This window comes from Longimicrobiaceae bacterium (genome assembly GCA_035696245.1).
Taxonomy (GTDB): domain Bacteria; phylum Gemmatimonadota; class Gemmatimonadetes; order Longimicrobiales; family Longimicrobiaceae; genus DASRQW01.
The window spans coordinates 1-3,873 of the sequence record DASRQW010000511.1 but is presented as its reverse complement, the minus strand read 5'-3'; the positions used below and the strand labels follow the sequence as shown (position 1 = coordinate 3,873).

The 3,873-nt window shown below is 68.9% G+C and carries 2 protein-coding genes; one reads left to right on the top strand and one right to left on the bottom strand.

Going from position 1 to position 3,873, the window contains the following annotated elements; all coding sequences use genetic code 11:
- Positions 1-2,952: M1 family aminopeptidase (locus VFE05_22790; protein HET6232922.1), on the top strand; the 2,952-nt coding region annotated here is incomplete at its 5' end.
- 187 nt (positions 2,953-3,139) lie between these two features.
- On the opposite strand, the gene VFE05_22785 is transcribed toward VFE05_22790, so the two are convergent.
- Positions 3,140-3,340: a hypothetical protein gene (locus tag VFE05_22785; GenBank protein HET6232921.1), complete on the bottom strand. Its 201-nt coding sequence runs from the start codon at positions 3,338-3,340 to the stop codon at positions 3,140-3,142.
- Between the last annotated feature and the right edge of the window lie 533 nt (positions 3,341-3,873).

Sequence of the window (3,873 nt, the reverse complement as noted above, 5' to 3'; positions counted from 1 at the left end):
ACGCGGTACTGGTCGGTGGCGCAGAAGAACACGTCGATCGTGGGGATGGACGGGGTGCTGCTGTGGAACCGGCTGCTGTGGCTGGCCGTGGCGGCGCTGATCTTCCTGTTCGCCTACCGCGCCTTCCGCTTCGCGCACGCGGCCCCGGCGCGCCGCCGCCGCGGCGTGGCGGCCGAGGAGAGGTCGGACGGCGCTCCGGTGGCCGCGCCGGTGCGCCTGTCGCTGCCGGACGTGTCGCGCTCGTTCGGCGGCGCGGCGAGCCGGACGATGCTGTGGTCCAGCATGAAGCGCGAGTTCCAGGGCATCGTGCGCAACGTGTACTTCTACGCCATCGTCGCGGCGGGGCTGGCGTTCCTGGGCGTGACGGCGACCACGGTGGGCTCGCTGTACGGCACGGTGACGTACCCGGTGACCTACGAGGTGGTGGAGATCATGGGGGCCACGTTCGGCCTCTTCATCCTCATCGTCATCACCTTCTACGCGGGCGAGCTGGTTTGGCGGGAGCGCGACCTGGGCTCGCAGCAGATCCAGGACGCGCTGCCGGTGCCCACGTGGGTGCCGTTCGTCTCCAAGCTGGGCGCCCTCGTGGGCGTGGTCGCGGTCCTGCTCGCGGTGGTGATGCTGGGCGGGATGGTGACCCAGCTGGCGCAGGGCTACACGCGGTTCCAGATCCCCGTGTACCTCACCGGCCTGTTCGGCGTGCAGGGCCTGCGGTGGGTGTTCCTGTGCATCATGGCGCTGCTCGTCCACACGCTGGTGAACAACAAGTACCTGGGCCACGTGGTGGTGATCGTCTTCTACCTCTTCAACGGCTTCATGGGCCAGATGGGGCTGGAGCACCACCTGTACAAGTACGCGTCCGACGCGGGGATGACGTACTCGGACATGAACGGCTACGGGCCGTTCCGCACGCCGTGGCTGTGGTGGAAGCTGTACTGGGCCTCGTTCGCCCTGCTGCTGGTGACGCTCACCAGCCTGTACTGGGTGCGCGGGCAGGAGACGCAGTGGAGCCGCCGCACGGCCCTGGCCCGCGCCCGCTTCCGCGGGCCGCTGCGGGCGGTGTCCGCCGTCTCCGCGCTGGCGTTCCTGGGCCTTGGAGCGTGGACGTTCTACAACACCAACGTGCTGAACGACTACCGCACGTCCAAGGCGGAGGAGCGCGGCGCGGCGGAGTACGAGAAGCGCTACAAGCGCTTCCAGAACGCGGCGCAGCCGCGCATCACCGCGGCAAAGCTGGCGGTGGACATCGTCCCGGAGCGCGGCGACCTGTACCTGGGCGGCACGTACACGCTGCGCAACAAGACGGCGGTGGCCATCGACTCGGTGCACGTGCGGGTGCAGAGCATGGCCGACGTGCGGAAGATGGACTTCGGGCGGCCGGCGGCGCTGGTGCTGAACGACCACGAGCGGGGCTACCGCATCTACCGTCTCTCCCAGCCGCTGCAGCCGGGCGACTCGCTGCCCATGCACTTCTCGCTGGCGTACGAGAACCACGGCTTCCCCAACGAGGTGACCAACACCCAGGTGGTGGAGAACGGCACCTTCTTCAACAGCGGCGCCCTGCCCCAGATCGGGTACGACGAGGGCGGCGAGCTGAGCACCACGGCGGTCCGCAAGCGCTACGGCCTGAAGCCCAAGCCGCGCATGGCGCCGCCCGGGGACATGGCCGCCCGGCGCAACAACTACGTGTCGAGCGACGCGGACTGGATGGACTTCGACGCCACGGTGAGCACCTCGCCGGACCAGACGGCCGTGGCGCCGGGGGTGATGGACCGCACGTGGACGGCCAACGGGCGCCGCTACTTCCACTTCCGCGGCGACGCGCCCATCCTGAACCTGTACGGCTTTCTCTCCGCCCGCTACGCGGTGAAGCGCGACCACTGGCGCGGCGTGGAGATCGAGGTGCTGTACCATCCCACCCACGCCTACAACGTGGACCGGATGATCGCGGCCACCAAGAAGGCGCTGGACTACTACACGACCAACTTCGGGCCGTACCAGCACCGCCAGGTGCGCATCGTGGAGTTCCCGCGCTACGCCAGCTACGCGCAGTCGCTGCCCAACATGATCCCGTTCTCGGAGTCCATCGGGTTCATCGCGCGGGTGAAGGGGCCGGACGACGTGGACTATCCCTTCTACGTGACCGCCCACGAGGTCGCGCACCAGTGGTGGGCGCACCAGGTGATCGGGGCCAACGTGCAGGGCGCCACGCTGCTCAGCGAGACGCTGTCGCAGTACAGCGCGCTGATGGTGATGGAGAAGGAGTACGGGCGCGAGAAGATGAAGCGATTCCTGGGCTACGAGCTGGACATGTACCTCAAGGGCCGCGCCTTCGAGAGCGAGCGCGAGTCGCCGCTGATCAGCGTGGAGGGGCAGCAGTACGTGCACTACCGCAAGGGCAGCCTGGTCATGTACCAGCTGCGCGACCTGATCGGCGAGCGGCAGCTGAACACGGCGCTCTCCAGCTACCTGAACGCGGTGAAGTTCCAGCAGCCGCCGTACACGACCTCGCTGGAGCTGTACCGCTACATCCAGGCGGCCACGCCGGATTCGCTGAAGGGCGCGGTGGACGACCTGTTCCTGCGGATGACCTTTTTCGAGAACAAGACCAAGTCGGCCACGGCGCGCCCGCTGGGCGGAGGCCGCTACTCGGTGGACATCGACGTCGACGCGCACAAGACCTACGCCGACACGCTGGGGGTGGAGAAGGCGGCGCCCATGAACGACATGGTGGAGGTGGGCGTGTTCGGCCCCGCGCCCAAGGGGCGGAGCGACAAGGACTCCGGCCCGGTGCTGTACCTCCAGCGCCACCGCATCCGCACGGGCGAGCAGCACATCACCGTGGTCGTGCAGGGCAAGCCGGCGCGCGCGGGCATCGACCCGTTCGACAAGCTCATCGACCGGCACGCGGACGACAACACGACGAACGTGAAGGAAGCCGGACGAACCTGACGCCGTGGACGGCAGATGAGAGGACGGTAGATGCGACAGCGCGGGCCCGAGACGAATCTCGGGCCCGCGCTGTTTCTTATCTATCGATCTGGATTCAACGCTTCATGCGAAGCTCGGCGAACGGGACGGACAGTGCTCGGATGCGCCCTGCTCCGTCCTTCATCCGTCTGCCCTGCCGATTCGAGCGTCAGGTCGGCTGTTTCTCACGCGGTTGGGGCGCGGGCTCGGACGGCCGCGGGCGGTTCGAGCCGGGCGGCGTGGTGTCGCGGTTGCGCCAGAGCAGCACGGCCAGGCCGAGCACGATCGCGTAGCAGAAGACGGACGCCGGGTCCACGGGAACGCCGTGGAAGGTGCCGGGCTGGGCGGCTTGCAGCAGGGACAGGTACATGGGTGCTTCCTCTCGCAGGGTCGGTCCATGCCCGCGCCGGAGGTGGCGCGGGCGAAGCATGGGCCGGCGCGCGCGAATCCATCCGCGTGCTTGCGGACGGACGCGGGCTCGTGCGCCGGGACGCGCCGGCGGCTCGCCGGACGCGTGTGTGCTAGGAGACGACCTGCGGAGGAGCGTTAGGGAAGTACGGAAGGCGCTGGCAGTGCGGCGCGACGGCTTCGGTCCGAGAGGACGGACGGAGGCCGTGGCTCGCGACAGAGTGGAGATTCGGAAGAGCGTAGGGGTTCGACGCGGGCGCGCCATCCGGCCCGCTGCTCCGGCCGGGCCGGGGGGCGGCCGCGGAAATGGTCCGCAGCACCGCCAGCTGAGGCGCGTGACTCGGCCGCGGGACCTCCACCTCCGACCGCGAGGAGGCGGAGATGCGAACGTCCGACGCCGGGGGATGTGTCGTGGGCCGTGCATCTCCCGTCGCGGTTCCGAGGAGGAGCGCGAGCAGGAGCCACATCGACCGCATCGCTGGCACTATGCGGACG